The sequence below is a fragment of the Alkalihalobacillus sp. FSL W8-0930 genome, from assembly GCA_037965595.1.
GTDB lineage: Bacteria > Bacillota > Bacilli > Bacillales > Bacillaceae_D > Alkalicoccobacillus.
In genome coordinates this window covers 1,745,837-1,762,360 of sequence record CP150183.1, presented here as the reverse complement: position 1 = coordinate 1,762,360, position 16,524 = coordinate 1,745,837, and the positions used below count along the sequence as shown (strand labels likewise).

The window sequence follows — 16,524 nt, the reverse complement described above, 5'->3', positions numbered from 1 at the left end:
ATTATAACAAATGGTTAAAGTGACGACTACTTCTTTGATTTCACATCAGCAGAATACACCTTATGTATGGTGCCCTGCGTATCCTCAAGTAAGAGCGCTCCCTCTTCAGAGATCCCAACAGACCGTCCAGAAACCGTGCCATGAATACTTTTTGCTTCGATATCCAAACCGATACTGATCGACCTTGCTTCCCAAAGCAATTTAATTTCTCCAAACCCGTGTGTAAGATAGGTCTCATATAACCATTCAAATTCTTCAAGTATGTTCGCTAACAGCTCTGCACGATTAATTAATTGCCCTTTCTCAGTAGCGAGAGAGGTTGATTGGTTACGATTATCATGAATAAGTTCTTCGTCTGTTTGGTTTGCATTGATCCCTATTCCAAGGATGACCACATTTGCAAGTCCCGGTTCAGACTGCATTTCTGTTAGGATCCCAACAATCTTTTTTCCATTCAATAGGATATCGTTAGGCCATTTTATATCAGCATCAAGACCCGTTACTTTTTCTATGGCTCTTGTTACAGCAACTGCTGCCACTAGTGTGAGTGGAGGAACATTTTCAGGTGCGAGTGTTGGTCTAAGTAACAAGCTCATCGATATGCTTGTGCCCGCTGCCGAACTCCAGTTTCGTCCAAGTCGACCACGTCCACTCGTTTGCTCATCTGCTACTACAACATGTCCCTCTGGCTCTCCTGCTTGTGCTAACTCATGTGCAATGGCCTGGGTGCTCGGAACAGAAGCAAAGTACGACACCTTTTGACCAAGTCGCTTTGTCTGTAAGTATAAATGAATATCATGCTCTTGTAAGCCATCAGGGCGTCCTATTAATTGATATCCTTTTTTAGGTGCTGATTCAATCTGATACCCATTTTTTTTGAGAACCTCAATTTGTTTCCAAATAGCCGTTCTTGATACACCTAAGGATTCACTAAGACGTTCACCTGATACATATTCACCCTGATGTTCTACAAGCTTTTTAACGAGTTCACTTCTCATCCTGTCTCCTCCTTTCAATCGCTTCAAAAAGAGCCGCCTTCGAATGTGTGATTGATTTATTGATCACTTGCTGTTCAAGCCATTCAAGTTCTTGTTTAATCCATGGACCAGAGGGGATCTTACGACTCTCCATGAGGTCTCTTCCTGATATTAGTAAATCCTTGCTTGAATGAATCGGAAGATACTCCCACTTTTCCAGAATTAGTTGATTCTCAATCGAAGACATTTGCAATACGCTTCGCAGCTGTTCAACGTCCTGAATAACGGATAAACCAAACTGATACAGAATCCAATCCGTTAATGGGTGCTTTTCGCGATACTCAAAAAGAGTGAGGCGTGATTTAATCTGTTTCTTTGTTTCATTAGACAAAGGTAAGCCTTGTGCCGCTTCTTGTGATTTCTTTTGAATCCAAATGAAATATAATACCCACCGATTAACAGAAGTTAATTTTACTAGCTTTGGTATGCGAACAAGTCGCTCCACCTCGTCTATGGATAAGTTTAGTCCAGGAAGGTAAGCATAGAGCTCAGTTTGTTGTAGGTAGTGAAACGCTTGTTGCAGGTTGCTACCTTTTAACAACTTGTACCACTCAGCAACAATTCGCTCCCCCGCCACATGTTGAATCAACGGACTCTGATGCTTTATCACTTCCAAGAGATTTGCATCAATCGAAAAGGATAATTCGCTACAAAACCGTATCGCTCTGAGCATGCGAAGAGGGTCCTCTTCCATTCGTTCGTTCGGTTGATAGGAACGAATAACTTTTTTCGACAAATCCTCTTGTCCGTTGCATGGATCAATGATTTCTCCGTCAAAAGTTTGAGCCAACGAATTGATTGTAAAATCTCGACAAGCGAGATCTTTTTCTAATGATTGCCCTCGTTCGGTTGTGACCTCGATGTGCGAACCGCCTATACGAACTAAAACCGTTTGATGAGCCGTGTTCATTTGATGCGCTTTTTTGAACAGAACGCTAACCTCTTCTGGTCTAGCAGATGTCGTAATATCGATATCAGATACGGTCCGTTGCAATAATTTATCACGAACAGCTCCACCAACGATATGAGCACGATACCCATGCTCATGAAGCGTTAGGATAACTTGTTCTGCCGCTTGTTTAGCCAAAGGATTCAAGAGTTACTCATTCCTTTCCGCTAATACAACTCGGTAAATGTCTTCATACTCAGCTACGATTTTATCTGCATTAAATCGTTTAATCACATCCTGCATCGCAGCTTCTCTAAATTGTTGAAGTGTACTTGGATCCTCTACTAGCTGAATCGCTCGCCTCATGACATCGTCAACATCTCCAACTTCACATAAAAAACCGGTTTCACCGTCTTTAATGACTTCAGGTATTCCTCCGATCCTTGTGCCGATCACAGGTACACCACAAGCCATCGCTTCTAGTGCAACTAAGCCAAAGCTCTCTTTTTCACTAAGCAACAACATTACATCACTAATGGATAGAAGCTCAGCTAAATGCTTTTGACTTCCAAGAACAAGCACCTGCTCTTCCAAACCGAGCTCGCTAATCAATTCTCTTGCAGCTGGAAGCTCTTGACCGTCCCCAATTAAGAGCAATTTGGCTCGAATGGATTGGTGGATAAGCGAGAAGCTTTTAATCACATCCTGAATTCGTTTCACCGGTCGGAAATTAGAGATGTGAATAAATACAGCCTCATCCGTTTCAATTCCATACCGTTTCTTTAAGTCACCTGTTTCTACCGGATGATACTGCGACTCATCTATAAAGTTGTAAACGGTTTGAATATCCTTAGATGATTGAACTAATTCATAGGTTTGTTTGATTAAATCATCTGATACCGCTGTGACAGCATCAGATGCGTCAATTCCATACTTAATTAACGGTTTTAATGATTGATCGACACCTAAGATTGTAATGTCTGTTCCATGCAATGTGGTAACAATCTTTACAGGATGCGTAGCCATCTGCCTCGCCAAAATCGCACAAATGGCATGAGGCACAGCATAATGAACATGTAAAATGTCGAGCTTTTCTCGGTCTATCACTTCTGCCATTTTACTTGCTAACGTTAAATCATAAGGAGGGTGCTGGAAAACTGCATATTGATTCACTTGCACCTCATGATAATAGACGTTTGGATACACCCGGTCTAACCGAAAGGGAATACTCGAAGTGATAAAATGAACATCATGACCCTTGCTTGCAAGCTGTTTCCCAAGCTCCGTGGCTACAACTCCTGATCCGCCGACCGTAGGATAACAGCTAATTCCGATGCGATACTTCATCTGTTACTGATTCCCTTCCAGTAAATTTGAGACAACCAAGGGTTTAACCGTTTGGAACCCTTCAGCTACCTGAAGACCCGCTTGGCTGCCAAACACTTTGTCTCTTGCTTCCACGCTTTGAATATACTCTGTATTAAGTGGTGTTTCCACTGAGGTTGCGGAGTGTTCAAACTGACTCTTATACGCGCCAAGTGCGTTTCTCTTATGCTCAGTCCATTCAGCAATATCCACCACAAAGTCCGGCTGCGCTAACCCATTAATAAAATAAGTGAACACGTCTCGAACTTTGTGCGCTGGCAAGTTCTCGCTACATTGATATTTGTAAATACGTGCATTAAAAACAGCTTCTTGAACTAATCGTCCAGCATGAACGTGGTCAGGGTGCCGGTCAGGACTTCCTGGCGCAAACACAATTTTAGGCTTATATGTACGGATGACAGACGTAATTTCAGCTAAACTTTCTGCTTCATTTAGACTTAATCCTCGGTCCGCCAGTTCAAGCTGTAAACGTGTTGTCAGACCTATATGCTTAGCCGCTTCCTCTGCTTCTTGTTGCCTGATATCTACTGTACCATTTGAAGACAATTCAGCCTTTGTTAAATTACATATTCCTACCTTTTTCCCCAAGCTTGCATATTTCGCAAGTGTGCCTGCCATTCCAATCTCAACATCATCCGGATGTGCACCGAATGCTAGGATATCAAGTGAATCCATCGTCTCATTCCTTCTTTTACAAAACTTCCCGCCATTTAAAATCACCATTCTTAAGACCTATTATTAAAATGTCTGCTGTCCCTAAGTTCGTTGCAAGTGGGACCGACTGCAGATCACAAAGTCTAACAAGGGCTGTAACATCTGGTTCATGCGGTTGTGCCGTTAATGGATCGCGCAAAAAAATGATCAAGTCAAATAAGTTTTCAGCAACGCGTGCACCAATTTGCTGATCTCCGCCTAAAGGGCCGGACTTGAATAATGTAACAGATAAACCCGTGGCTTCTGAAATACGAGTACCTGTGGTTCCCGTCGCATACAATTCATGTTCAGCTAAAATATCTTTATATGCAAGTGTAAACTCCACCATATCATCCTTTTTCTTATCGTGAGCAATAAGTGCGATTCTCATGTTTTATCCCCTCTACTCAATAATGTGTTCTAATCCGTATACCAATGTATCTAATGAAAGTACTGTTTCCACAGACAAACGTACACCTGGCATAAAGGACGCTCGATTAATGGAATCATGACGAATCGTTAAAGTTTGACCAGGTCCACCAAAAATAACTTCTTGATGTGCAACTAACCCTGGTAAGCGAATGCTGTGAATACGCATGCCTTCCATCTCTGCACCGCGCGCTCCTTGCATATCTTCTGTTTCATTTTCATGGCCTTGCTTTTTCGCTTCTCTTACTTCAGAGATCAATTGAGCCGTTTTATGAGCGGTTCCTGATGGAGCATCAAGCTTTCTATCGTGATGCATCTCAAGGATTTCGACATCAGGCATGTAACGAGCTGCTGTTTGAGCAAATTTCATCATTAAAATGGCGCCAATCGCAAAATTAGGAGCGATGATCGCGCCAATCCCTTTCTCTTCCGCCTTTGTACGCAAACGATCAATTTCTTCTTGCGTAAAACCTGTAGTTCCAATCACCGGACGAACACCATGATCTAACGCAGCTTCAAGATGAATTTTCCCAATTTCAGGTGAGGTTAAATCAATGAGTACGTCTGGTTGTTGTTCCGTAAAGCATTGCTTAATATCCGTATAAACAGGAATGTCTAATTCAGGCATTCCTTCTACTTCAGATAGACGACTTCCATTATGTTTAGAATCAACAACTGCAACCAACGTAAAATGTTCCGTTTCCTCGGCTAATTTAACGGCTTCACGCCCCATATTTCCTCTAGGTCCTGCTATGACAAGTTTTATATCGTTCATCTGTATCACCCTTCTTTTACAACTTTCACATCAATCAATTATGTATTGTTTGTTCATTTACCATGTTAGCGAATTACGTGCCATTTCGCAATTGTATAGCTATATAAACATGCCGAACGCACTGAATATACTAAAAAACCCACCCGCTCCATTAAATTAGGAGCAAAGCAGGCGATTAAATAGGTTTATGTACGTAGGGGTATGATTATTCTTTTTCCATAACATGTTCAAACTGAATGAGCGTTATATCAGATGAATCCGCTTCCTTTTTCATTAGTTCTTCACGGATTAATTGAATAAAATCTTGATCATGATCGTTTAATATAGCCTGCCGATACGCAGCCCTTAACACTTCGACGGATAAAAATTTGTCCACGGTCTAACCTCTTTTCTACAAAAATTTATACTGTCTCTTTTCCCAACTTAACATGACTTAAAACCTAATTAATAGAAAATAATAAAAATGAAATTAATTTGACATCAATCTGAAATAATTTCAGTTCTTTCGTCGACCATATATGAGGTCGATTAGCGCTACCACATTCCACAAACCAAGTACAAAGCATATAATTATCACTACTATTCCAGTATTTCGATCGATCACTGTCCATTTTGCTATAATTATACAAATAACACCTGTAAAGGTAAGACTGTTTAAGCATAAAATAAAAAATAATGAAAAGTACTGTTTCAAGAGTGACCACCTCGCTCTCATAAATGATCTATATGATGAAACGAATGGATGTAAAACGAGATCATTTCACATGAAAGCTAGCTTTTTTTTAAAATGTTATATAGAGTAATGAAAGGTAAAGGAGGAGAATCATGATCTATCAACATATCCGCAATCTCTTTTTTGTGATTGTTGGATCCGCACTTATGTCTTTTGGTCTTGTCTATTTTAATATGGAAAATTCATTAGCTGATGGTGGATTTACTGGAGTTACTCTTATTTTGTTTTATGCTTTTAATCTTAATCCGGCCATTTCAAATTTAGTCTTAAACATCCCATTATTTTTTATCGGTTGGAAATTACTCGGTCGAACAACGTTTGTATATACGATTGTAGGGACCGTTGCAGTCTCTGTTTTTTTGGACTTATTTCAACGGTTTCAATTGGTTTACATACCGCTTCACGATGACTTAACATTAGCAGCATTATTTGCTGGAGCCTTTATCGGTGTTGGATTAGGACTTGTTTTTAGATACGGCGGGACAACTGGAGGCGTAGACATTATCGCTAAGCTTTGTCTGCGTTACTTTGGATGGAGTATTGGACGTACGATGTTTGTGTTTGACGCATGTGTCATTGCTACTTCACTTCTTTACATTAACTATCGTGAGGTGATGTACACATTAGTTCTTGTATTCATCGCTGCACGAGTGATTGATTTTATTCAAGAAGGAGCGTATTCCGCCAAAGCGGCCTTTATTATTTCTGAGCAAATTCCTGATATTTCTGAGGCTATTTTACGAGAAATGGGACGGGGTGCGACCTCTTTAAAAGGGACTGGAAGCTTTACGGGCTCTGAAAAAGATGTATTGTATTGCGTTGTCGCAAGAAACGAGCTAGCACGTTTTAAGAACCTTGTTCAACGGATAGACCCACATGCCTTTGTCACCATTAGTAATGTAACAGATGTGAGCGGAGAAGGCTTTACCTTGGATGAGAACAAGCAGCCACTGCATTTATAATCATTTTTAAAATTTGACTATCGATTTAATGATAAAAATGCGATTGATACCTAACTAAAATTCAATTTAAAAATGGCGAATGATTCTATGATCGAATCATTCGCCATTTTTTTTATGAAAACGAGCGGAAGGAGAACCCGAGACTCCTGCAGTAAAATACGTGGTGAAGACACTGGAGCGGCGTATTTTCCGCGAAAGGGGCTGATGCCGTATCCGCTGAAAGCGAGGGATTCTCCTGAAGCGCATTAGATGCTATGTTCGTTTTTCATAAGCAATTAATTGTTTGGTCCCAGAATCTTTCACAATTAATCGTCGTTCATATTCATAAACATAAGAACAAAACGTACAAGTTCAAGTAAAGCGACTAGCGCACCAGCTACATAGGTCATAGCGGCTGCATTTAGTACTTTTTTCGTTTCGCGTTCTTCGTTGTTTCGAATGATACCGGATGAAACCATTTGCTCCATCGCACGATTACTTGCATTAAATTCAACTGGTAGGGTGACGAGCTGGAATAATACTGCAGCCGCCATAAAGATGATCCCTACAAAAACGAGATTTGATATGGAGAAGATCAAGCCTGCAATTAAGAAGAAAAAGGAAGCATTTGATCCTAAGCTTGCAACTGGTGCAAGCGCGCTTCTAAAGTTTAGAAACGAATAATTCTCAGCATCCTGAATCGCATGTCCTACCTCGTGTGCTGCCACTGCCGCCCCTGCCACAGATGGTCTGTGATAGTTCTCAGAGGACAAACGAACGGTTTTAGCTCGAGGATCATAGTGATCTGAAAGCTGACCTTTTACTTCTTCAATTCGCACATCGTATAATCCATTATCATCAAGGATCTTACGAGCAACCTCTGCTCCCGTCATATCAGCTGAATTACGAACCTGAGAGTATTTGTTATACGCTTTTTTCACTCTACCGCTTGCCCATATCGGAATAATGAGCACTAAAGCAAAATAAACAAGAAAAGTAATTGACACCGTACACTCACCTCATCCTTTTACCTGGAATTACTATATGATTATAGTGTACGCAAAACGTCAGGGAAAGTCAAAGTATAAGACTTCTACATACTACGAGTTACATTTTCTCTTTTTCTTTCTCTTTTTCCTTTTCTTTCTCTTCCTGTTTCACATGAGAGGCCGCGTACTTTCTCCAACCTACATAAGAAAGAGATACTATAATCATTCCACCAATCGTAAAGATCATCCACCATAAGGATGGGTCTGCTTCTTCTTGATCATATTCTTCATACATTGTTTGAATATCTTCTTGCAGTTGTGCGGCATATGCCGTTCTAGCACTTACATCCAGCTGCTTTTTTGAAGATAAAAATGTATCCAATTGAGTATCAATGAAATATAAATCACTAGCTGCTTGAATTGATAAAGCTGGACGAATCACTTGATATTGACGATTAATTTCATTTAATTGTTGATAAAAAACGTCAGCTGTTTGATCCTCCGCAACTACTTTAAGTTCCTCTGCTGCTCTGAGTAGCGATGTTTCACTCAAAAGCCATAGGGGTTGACTATTATTTGAAACAGCGTCAACAGCCAGTCTAAACGTTGTGACTCGGTCCACTCGCTCTACTTGTTCCATATCTGTTGATTGTAATGCCACTTGTGCTTGTTGCAACGTTAGAGAGATGGCTTGTTCACTCTCTGTATCAAAAAAAGGAGACTGCTCATGATTAACGCTTTGCCATGTATGATTAAATGATTCAAGTATTTGATTGGCCTCAGATAAATTTTCTTGCTTTGTTAATTGTAAAACTAGATCGGCTGTTTTACTTACATCGGTCCAATGGTTTTCAGAACTTGCTTGTACGCTCTGTCCCCCTAACCATCCAAAGAAAATAAGAAAAAGTAAGATTCCCTTCAAGTGTCGCACAGTATCCCTCCCCCATTCCTTACATCCTATGAATGGTAGGACAAGAGTAGACCAGGAATTCTATACCCAACCGCACTAGATCGTCAATTGCAACCGGTCCTTACGAATGCATAACCAATAGATACATCCAACGGAAAACAAACCAAGCCAGAACGTAAAATATCCGATTTGTGAAAGGTACGGCATAAGACCAGATGACAACCACGGGAACATTCCAAATACATAGTCGATGATGTCATTATGTACAGTCCAAATTAAAGCTACGATTAAGTGCCATGGCTTTATACGAAAATACGGAGCATAGATCAGTGCTTGAATGGCCATTCCAGCGTGAGAAAGATTCAACATAATGATGTCTGACGTAAGTGGTGCACCAGCTATAACAGATGAACTATTCATCACCACTGCCCAAATCCCGTATTTTATTAAAGTGACACCAGCTAACGCTTCAAATATAGGCCAATTTTTTTTCAAGAGAAAAGCAACAAGGACAAAGACAAAAAACAAACTGGCTGTTGGACTATCTGGTACAAAAGGCGTGAAATACCACGGTGTCGCTTTTAACTGATTCCAGTACCATACATAACCATAGATGGTACCAGGAACGTTAATCAATAGAAGTAAAATAAGGACATACGGCTTTCTGAAATAAGCTAAAATCGGAAGAAACATAGGATACCCTTCTTTCATGTTCAGGTAAAATAAAAAAGATGCCTACTACAATCACAAGGTAGACGCTAGCTTGAACCAGCAACCTAATTTGGATTATGCAGACATCCTTATTATACCCTTATTCTTCTACATCGCCATGATTTGCAATGTAATCTGCCAAAATCTCAAGCTCTTCTTCTGAGCCTTCAAACTGATCAGCAGGCATCGCACCTTGACCATTATGAATCACATCAATAATTTCTTCTACAGACTTCTCTGTTTCAAGAAGATTTGGTCCCATTGCCGTCCCCGATAATGTTTCCCCGTGACAATTTAAACAAGTCGCTTGGCTTTGATAAATCTCATAGCCCTGGGCTTCCATATTGATGTCAACGTCACCTTCTTCAACTAATTGACCTTGCTCGGCAGCAGCTACCCAGTCATGTTGGTCAACCGCTTCCCATGTTAGGAAAATCGTTGCAATCACACCAAGCAGCATCATAGACGAAGCAATTGGTCTTCTTTGCGGACGACGTTCCTTGCCTGTATCAAGCCATGGGGCAAGTAAAAGCGCACCGAACGCAACCCCTGGAATAATAACCGTTCCAAGGACATTGTAATCTCCGGAAGCATACGTATACTTTAATAATTGATACAAAAATAAGAAGTACCAGTCAGGTAACGGAATATAAGCAGAGTTTGTTGGATCAGCTAATCCTTCAAGTGGTGCAGGGTGTGCTACGGTTAAACACAAGTACCCCATTAAAAACACCGCACCTACCATCCATTCACGTAATAAGAAGTTTGGCCAGAATGCCTCTGTTTTACCAGGATATTCTGAGTAATCCTTTGGAATGTTTGGTTTTCTGCCATTCACTTTTACCCTGGAATCTCCAACAAATTTCATTCCTTTTCCTCGATGCATCTTGTTCCCTCCTTTAGCCTGGAATCACATGTTTTGTTCTTACAACGGTCCAGAGATCCCTTGTTTACGAATCATAAAGAAGTGAGCTCCAAGTAACCCAAGAAGTGCTGCCGGTAAAAAGAATACGTGTATGGCAAAGAAACGAGTTAACGTAGCCGCGCCAATAATATTTCCACCTGCAAGCAATGTTTTTGTAAAGTCACCGATAATTGGCACACTTTCAGCAATTTGCAGTCCAACGACCGTTGCGAAGTACGCTTTGTTATCCCATGGCAGTAGGTAACCGGTGAAACCAAGACCTAACATTACGAAGAAAATTAATACACCTACAACCCAGTTTAATTCACGCGGTTTTTTATATGAACCTGTGAAAAAGACACGTAATGTATGTAAGAACATCATAACTATGACTAAACTAGCTCCCCAGTGATGCATTCCTCGTACAATGACACCAAATGCTACCTCGTTTTGTAAATAATAAACGGAAGCGTGGGCATTAATAATATCAGGAACATAATACATGGTTAAAAACATACCAGATAAGATCTGAATAACTGTTACAAAAAATGTCAATCCACCAAAACAATAAACAAATGCTGAGAAATGATGAGCAGGATTGACATGCTCAGGCACTTCATGGTCAGCGATATCTCGCCACATAGGCGTAATATCTAGACGTTCATCAACGTAATCATAAATTTTTTGAAGCATCCACTACGCCTCCCACTAAGTTTGCTGATTCACTTGTCCTACTGATACTCGTCCATCCTCAACTAACACTTCAAACCTGTCCAGTGGACGCTGTGGAGGTAAATTCGGTACGTTTTTACCATTTTTCTCAAATCTTCCACCATGACATGGACAAGCAAATTCTCCTTGATCTTCCTGATACGCTACTGTACAGCCTAAATGAGTACAGGAAGAGGATAAGGCGATTACATCATCACCTTGTCTAAATATGTACGCTTCATGTTGCACTTCTGACTCATACCAGGCGTCTACTTGATCATACGAAAAAACAAATCGTTGTGGTTCTTCAGTCAAGTCATCTAGATCACACACATAGTGCATGTCTGATTCAGCACTTGCTTTTAGAGCCGGATCAAGGGCAAATCTTGCCATTGGCATTAGCATTCCTGCTGCCATAAATCCACCAACACCTGTAAGCGTATACGTCAAAAATTGTCGTCTTGACACTTTGTGCTCTTTCTCGCTCACGGTTCTCCCTCCTACCAACAGATTGTAAGCCCAATCATTGGACATAAAACGAAATAATACTAGGACAATGTAATGATACTACAACCGGTTTCATAGCGCAATATCTCATCACGAGAGGTTTGGTTCCGTTTTCATATAAATGTGACTTTATAACCACTTTTTTGTTAAAATTGAAGACAAATCTTGAGCCACATCTGCGCTAAGATTTGCTCTGTCCTTGGCGCTTAGTCCATGTAGCTGAATAGCTGGTACCCACTCAATCCGCTCCGATACATCAACATCACGCCAATTTGAATCACTCGTTAATAATAATATATGTTTTGCTCCATCTTCTCTCCAAGCCTCTATCCACGATTCTAATCGATTCACTTTCTCTTCTTTTTTTTCACCAGAATAATAGGTAAAGGGTAAGCTAAGAAGTATTCTTCCCTGATACATGCGCTCTAGCTCCATAGAGATGCTTTCAATATATTCACTAGCTAGTACAGCTTTGGTTTGTTCCTTTTGAAAAGCTAGAGGCATAAGTGGAATTAATACCGTATCAATGTACGTTTTTTCTTTCTGATAAACTTGAATGTCTTTTGATGACCATTTCATCTTTATTCACTCCTTTTTCTATATAAAACAAAAGGCTCTCAGTTGAGAGCCTTCTACGTGCCTTTATGCTCAGCATCCAACAGACGCAACGCTTCCGTGAATTGATTGAACAATGTCTGGTCTCGCGTATCAAGAGCTTGATCAATCTGCTCTAGGAGCTTTGAGCGGTTAAACATGTATAATGAATGAGAAAGCAGCTGCTCTGCTTCATTCTCCATCACTTCCGCCCGTTTTTGATTCTCAGGTAAATATGGATTATCTTCTAGCACGGCAAGGTATAACGAGTAGCTTTTTGCCCCTTTGAAATGAAGTTCAATATAGATTTCTTCCGTTTGATTTAAACGAATATCGTGAAATGCTTTCTCAGCATCGGTGGTGACATGCTGATTTTTTCTAAATGAAAAGGGTATGGTGCTTACACCTTGAGCTGATATAACAAGAGCTTTTGGTGTTTGCTCAGCTTGTTCAATAAAATGAACTCGTTCCATTAAGTTATCATCACTCATGAGGTAGTTTAACAGCCATGCGCATTCCCGACGCTTAAGCTCATACTGTTTTAAGAAGCTTTTTAGAAAGTCCTTCTTTTCAACAACTGGAATCGTATTTCCCATTCCGTCCCCTCCTTTAAGATCAACCTAACAGCTCATTTTACACTTGAAACAAGTTACTAGGTATACTCTACATTTCTGTGCGAATCAAAGAAAATCCTCTTTTTTGTTACGATAATTTAGAATTCCTCAAGCAGTTCAATGATATCCGTTCTTTCAGGCTTTTGTTCAAGAAGCTTTTTAAAGTACATGTAAGCCAAGTCTCTCTTCCCATATTCCATAAGAAAGTGAGCGTATTCTTCAAGAAAATCTACATCGTCGCTAAATGCCTGTAACGCTTCTTCATACAATGGATAAGCTTTCTCATACTCGTCTAATGAACGTAAGGCAAAGGCCTCATACCAGTCGAGCATCGCGTCTTCCTCACCGTATGACCTGGCATGGGTACAAAGCTCAAGTAATTCCTCAAATTGTTCATCATGGCGAAGGAACGCTGCCAGTGTTTGAAGAGCTTCCATATTAGATGGATTTAATGCAAGAGATTGACGAAGATTTGTCTCCCCTTGAATGGGATCCTGCTGTTTAAAGTTAATCTTACCTGCCAGCAAGTAAAGTTGATCATTAAATTCATCCGCAGACATTCCATCTTTTAAAACCTCAAGTGCTTCTGTTAATCGGTTCTCAGACTCATACGCTTTTGCTAAATAAGGGTACAAGCTTGTAAAATCAGAATCCAGTGATTTTAGAGCTTCAAGTTGTTCAATAGCAACTGTCATATCTCCCGCTTGATACGCCGTAAAGCCAAACCCAAAGAGAGCGTCAGGTGTCATTGATTCATCTATACCCCGTTGATAGTAGTGTAATGCATCCTCAAATTCTCCTGTTGCACTAAAAGCTTCAGCAAGCTTGAGTTCAACGGGCACTCCTTTTAAGTCTTCTTTATGATGAACCGCTTTTTTCAAGTACGGTATGCTCTTTGCGTAATCTCCTCTTTCCAGGTAAAACTCACCAAGACCGTATGTGATAATGACCTCATCAGGTGCATGCTCACTAGCCGCAAGAAGCTTCTGCTCAGCTACCTCATCTAACGATTGCATTTGGTACAAATCAGCTAATAAGATTTGTGCCTGCAAGTAAGATTCATCTGAAGGCGCGATATCAAGAAGCATTTCAATCGCTTCATCTTCTCGATCATCATCAATCATCATCTCAGCCGAAAAAACAGACAAGCTCCCCTCGTCAGGATATAAAACCAGTAATTCTTCAAGTAGGGCTTGTGCTTTTTGTGTATGACCTAACTCATAAAAAAGCTCAGCTACTGTAAATTTATCTTCATGATTATCGGTTTGACTAGCGCGTTCAAGCTTTTTTAACCCTTCTTCGGTCTGTCCTGCTTCAATTGCGCGAATCGCCTCTTTAATTATAGTCATGTACTAATCATATCCTCCATTTATATTACTCGATTCAACTCATCCTGCACGTGCTGTATGCCTATTGTGGACGTCGCATATTCAATCGACAATAAACGTCTAGGCTTAGCGATACTCATTGGGTTCCCCTGATTATTTAGGAAACAGGATGGACCAGCCTTTAATACGTGTCCACGACGAACAACGATTGCTGGCTCATCCCTATCATAATCAAGATTATCGCTTGCCGCAACCATTCGGGCTCGCCTAGTCGGATAATGTTCTACATGCTGATGGAACAATAGATAATCGGCATCGCTTCCGATTAAAAGCTCGCCTTTTGTTGGATATAATCCACTTTTTTGTAGCGTTTCCTTTGTCCAGACCTCATCTATGCCTGTTGTAGATATTCCATATTGAGTACAATAATCCTTCCACTTTCGCTCTATTCCTCGGTTTTTAGAAGCCTGTCCACTAAAATGCGGTAAAAGCATGGTTTGATAACTCACTAACGCATCTGCCAAATGACTCCAAGGTAGTTGACTTAACGTATCTTCCTCTATCATGATTTGTAAAAATGGGATCTTTAAACGACGACATTGATATAGAAGAGACGGTTTTAACAGTCGTAAGGGGATCATCATACCAATTACATAATCGAGAGTGCTTCCGAGCATTTGCTCGTGTGCCCTGTAAAAAGCCTCTGGAAGAGATCTCTCACTGTGAGCGTCCTTAGTCAATGCTAGCGTTGTCACTCCACGTTTTAGCCACTGACGCTCCATCTGAGCTCTATTCATCGTTTGATCCGATGTTAAAAACGAGGATTCAAATCCTACTTTGCTAGGCGCAAGTACAAAAGAGGATGAGTCTACTCGCCATTTGTTCCAGTAAGGCATTCTTTCTTTAATATAATCAACCTTGCCCTCTTTGATTACGTAAGAAAGCTTGCAAACTTGACCATGTTTAATTCTTACTGCTTCGTTTAACAAATACATTGGCCTGCCTCCTTACGATAAAATCGTTATTAAGACAAGCTATGTTTGCGGAAGAAAGAAGAGAACAAAAATTATTAAAGACTTTTTTTAAAGATGTATTGACAATGTAAGCGTTTTCTATATAATAAAGGTTAAGCGTATGGTTTCTCTCCACTCCTATCCATACTATTGAATCAGCACATTTGCTGACCCTGTTATTGTAAGCGCTATCGCCTATAATAACAGGGCTTTTTTTATGCAGAAAAGCCTCTAAGGAAATTATCCCTAGAGGCAAAATGTTATAATGTATAACTTTCAAATGTATGAAGTCCCAGCTGTTCTCTTGCTTGCTCACGGTCTTCTTCAGAACGGAAGCTTAAGCGCAGTACGCCCATGATATCTTCACGTGTCTCTAAAATTCGAATGTTTGTTAAGCTGATGTCAGACTGAGCAAGTATGCTCGTCACATCAGAAATGGCACCTGGATGGTCAGGTACATCAACAAATAAATCGTAAAAAGCAGGGATCGCCCCTTTTTTTCGCTCTGGAAGCTTTTCACGAAAGTGTTTAGCCCGCTCAAAATAAGTAAAAATACCTTCGCTGTCGCGTGACTCGAGCAGAGTCCGGACTTTTTGCATTTCCAGTTCCCACGTATTAAGAAGTCTTAGTAAACCCGACTGATTTTGAAGTAAGATATCACGCCACATTTCAGGACTTGAGGAAGCAATTCGTGTAATATCACGAAATCCTCCAGCTGCAAGTCTTGTCACATTTGGATTCCGATCTTCTTCTGTTTCAACATGATGCACTAAACTAGCTGCGATGATGTGTGGGAAGTGACTGATTGCTCCTGTAATTTCATCATGTTTTTCGGGTGACATTTCAAGAAACGTGGCTTTAGTCCCCTTAAGCCAATCCTTCAACATATCTAATACCTGTGGAGAAGTCGCCTCATCAGGTGTGAACACATAAAACGCATTTTCAAATAAATGTACTTTCGCTGCGCTCACACCACTTTTATGAGAGCCTGCCATTGGATGACCGCCAACAAAGGATACTTTATTTTGTAGTTCCTTTGCCTTTGTACAGATGGTTTGTTTGGTGCTTCCTACATCTGTAATAATGGCACCCTCTTTAAATGTAAAGTCTAACATATCTGTTAAAAGCTTTTCTGAGGCTGCTACAGGTACAGCAAGTACAATTAAATCAGCTGTAGCTACAGCTGATTCAAGAGAATCGGCTTTTTCGTCAATAATTCCGAGCGACACGGCCATTCTGACTTGATCATCATTGATATCAAAGCCGACCATTTTTACATCATGTTCTTTTCTAATTCCAAGGGCAATGGATCCTCCGATTAATCCAAGCCCAATCACTACTACTTCACGCTTCATCCATT

General features: G+C 40.4%; 19 protein-coding genes. 1 reads left to right on the top strand and 18 read right to left on the bottom strand.

Features of this window, described 5'->3' with window-relative positions; genetic code table 11:
* Positions 1-26: 26 nt before the first annotated feature.
* The 7 genes from NSQ54_09410 to sda form a co-directional block, all read right to left on the bottom strand.
* Positions 27-998: a biotin--[acetyl-CoA-carboxylase] ligase gene (locus NSQ54_09410; protein WYP28290.1), complete on the bottom strand. Its 972-nt coding sequence runs from the start codon at positions 996-998 to the stop codon at positions 27-29.
* Positions 988-2,133 (bottom strand): CCA tRNA nucleotidyltransferase, encoded by a 1,146-nt coding sequence (locus tag NSQ54_09405; protein WYP28289.1) that lies wholly within the window; start codon positions 2,131-2,133, stop codon positions 988-990. Before NSQ54_09405 ends, NSQ54_09410 begins: the two co-directional genes overlap by 11 nt.
* A gap of 3 nt (positions 2,134-2,136) precedes the next feature.
* Complete coding sequence (gene bshA, locus NSQ54_09400) at positions 2,137-3,273, bottom strand: N-acetyl-alpha-D-glucosaminyl L-malate synthase BshA (GenBank protein WYP28288.1); 1,137 nt, start codon at positions 3,271-3,273, stop codon at positions 2,137-2,139.
* A gap of 3 nt (positions 3,274-3,276) precedes the next feature.
* The gene (bshB1, locus tag NSQ54_09395; GenBank protein ID WYP28287.1) at positions 3,277-3,987 is read right to left on the bottom strand and encodes a bacillithiol biosynthesis deacetylase BshB1; all 711 of its coding nucleotides are present in this window, start codon (positions 3,985-3,987) and stop codon (positions 3,277-3,279) included.
* A gap of 16 nt (positions 3,988-4,003) precedes the next feature.
* Positions 4,004-4,396 (bottom strand): methylglyoxal synthase, encoded by a 393-nt coding sequence (gene mgsA / locus NSQ54_09390; GenBank protein ID WYP28286.1) that lies wholly within the window; start codon positions 4,394-4,396, stop codon positions 4,004-4,006.
* A 12-nt stretch (positions 4,397-4,408) separates the two neighbouring features.
* Positions 4,409-5,209 carry a 4-hydroxy-tetrahydrodipicolinate reductase gene (dapB, locus tag NSQ54_09385; GenBank protein ID WYP28285.1) on the bottom strand — a complete coding sequence of 267 codons (801 nt, stop codon included), beginning with the start codon at positions 5,207-5,209 and terminating at the stop codon, positions 4,409-4,411.
* Positions 5,210-5,414: 205 nt separating this feature from the next.
* Entirely contained in the window at positions 5,415-5,585 is a 171-nt protein-coding gene (gene sda / locus NSQ54_09380) for a sporulation histidine kinase inhibitor Sda (GenBank protein ID WYP28284.1), read from the bottom strand.
* A 449-nt stretch (positions 5,586-6,034) separates the two neighbouring features.
* Here sda and NSQ54_09375 point away from each other — a divergent pair, with 449 nt between their 5' ends.
* Positions 6,035-6,904 carry a YitT family protein gene (locus NSQ54_09375; protein ID WYP28283.1) on the top strand — a complete coding sequence of 290 codons (870 nt, stop codon included), beginning with the start codon at positions 6,035-6,037 and terminating at the stop codon, positions 6,902-6,904.
* A 305-nt stretch (positions 6,905-7,209) separates the two neighbouring features.
* On the opposite strand, the gene NSQ54_09370 is transcribed toward NSQ54_09375, so the two are convergent.
* The 11 genes from NSQ54_09370 to NSQ54_09320 form a co-directional block, all read right to left on the bottom strand.
* Positions 7,210-7,884 (bottom strand): zinc metallopeptidase, encoded by a 675-nt coding sequence (locus NSQ54_09370; GenBank protein ID WYP28530.1) that lies wholly within the window; start codon positions 7,882-7,884, stop codon positions 7,210-7,212.
* A gap of 106 nt (positions 7,885-7,990) precedes the next feature.
* Positions 7,991-8,803, bottom strand: coding sequence for a sporulation protein YpjB (locus tag NSQ54_09365; GenBank protein ID WYP28282.1), 813 nt, complete (start codon positions 8,801-8,803; stop codon positions 7,991-7,993).
* 75 nt (positions 8,804-8,878) lie between these two features.
* Complete coding sequence (locus NSQ54_09360) at positions 8,879-9,475, bottom strand: DUF1405 domain-containing protein (GenBank protein ID WYP28281.1); 597 nt, start codon at positions 9,473-9,475, stop codon at positions 8,879-8,881.
* A gap of 118 nt (positions 9,476-9,593) precedes the next feature.
* Positions 9,594-10,379 (bottom strand): c-type cytochrome, encoded by a 786-nt coding sequence (locus NSQ54_09355; protein ID WYP28280.1) that lies wholly within the window; start codon positions 10,377-10,379, stop codon positions 9,594-9,596.
* A gap of 39 nt (positions 10,380-10,418) precedes the next feature.
* Complete coding sequence (locus tag NSQ54_09350) at positions 10,419-11,090, bottom strand: cytochrome b6 (protein WYP28279.1); 672 nt, start codon at positions 11,088-11,090, stop codon at positions 10,419-10,421.
* 15 nt (positions 11,091-11,105) lie between these two features.
* A complete protein-coding gene (locus NSQ54_09345) occupies positions 11,106-11,597 on the bottom strand; it encodes a ubiquinol-cytochrome c reductase iron-sulfur subunit (GenBank protein ID WYP28278.1) in 492 nt (163 codons plus the stop codon).
* A gap of 147 nt (positions 11,598-11,744) precedes the next feature.
* A complete protein-coding gene (locus NSQ54_09340) occupies positions 11,745-12,194 on the bottom strand; it encodes a DUF2487 family protein (protein ID WYP28277.1) in 450 nt (149 codons plus the stop codon).
* Positions 12,195-12,247: 53 nt separating this feature from the next.
* On the bottom strand, positions 12,248-12,805 hold the full coding sequence (locus NSQ54_09335; GenBank protein WYP28276.1) for a ReoY family proteolytic degradation factor: 558 nt from the start codon (positions 12,803-12,805) through the stop codon (positions 12,248-12,250).
* A 116-nt stretch (positions 12,806-12,921) separates the two neighbouring features.
* Complete coding sequence (locus NSQ54_09330) at positions 12,922-14,172, bottom strand: tetratricopeptide repeat protein (protein ID WYP28275.1); 1,251 nt, start codon at positions 14,170-14,172, stop codon at positions 12,922-12,924.
* 20 nt (positions 14,173-14,192) lie between these two features.
* A complete protein-coding gene (locus NSQ54_09325) occupies positions 14,193-15,146 on the bottom strand; it encodes a hypothetical protein (protein ID WYP28274.1) in 954 nt (317 codons plus the stop codon).
* Positions 15,147-15,424: 278 nt separating this feature from the next.
* A complete protein-coding gene (locus NSQ54_09320; GenBank protein WYP28273.1) occupies positions 15,425-16,519 on the bottom strand; it encodes a prephenate dehydrogenase in 1,095 nt (364 codons plus the stop codon).
* Positions 16,520-16,524: the final 5 nt, after the last annotated feature.